The sequence below is a fragment of the Bowmanella dokdonensis genome, assembly GCF_017254865.1.
GTDB lineage: Bacteria > Pseudomonadota > Gammaproteobacteria > Enterobacterales > Alteromonadaceae > Bowmanella > Bowmanella dokdonensis.
The window spans coordinates 1-360 of the sequence record NZ_JAFKCV010000177.1 but is presented as its reverse complement, the minus strand read 5'-3'; the positions used below and the strand labels follow the sequence as shown (position 1 = coordinate 360).

Here is a 360-nt window from a genome sequence, read left to right as displayed (position 1 = left end):
GACTTTGGTCGGCATACGCTTACCGGTACGCAAGTAGAACGGCACACCCGCCCAGCGCCAGTTATCCACTTCCACCTTCAGTGCGACAAAGGTCTCGGTTTCACTCTTCTGGTTAGCATCAGGCTCATCCAGGTAACCCGGTACTTCTTGCCCCTTTACAAATCCACCGGTGTACTGACCACGAACGGTTTTCTCACTGATGTTGCTGCTATTAATGGGGCGCAATGCTTTAAGCACTTTGAGTTTCTCGTCACGAATGCTGTCTGCATCCAGTGTCGTTGGTGGCTCCATGGCAATCAGGGTCAAAATTTGCAACAAATGGTTTTGCACCATGTCACGCATTTGTCCGGCTTCATCAAA

The 360-nt window shown here is 50.3% G+C and carries 1 pseudogene; it reads right to left on the bottom strand.

The window, feature by feature from the left end:
- Positions 1 to 360: pseudogene (locus J0A66_RS22115) on the bottom strand (glucose-6-phosphate dehydrogenase); the annotation flags it as partial.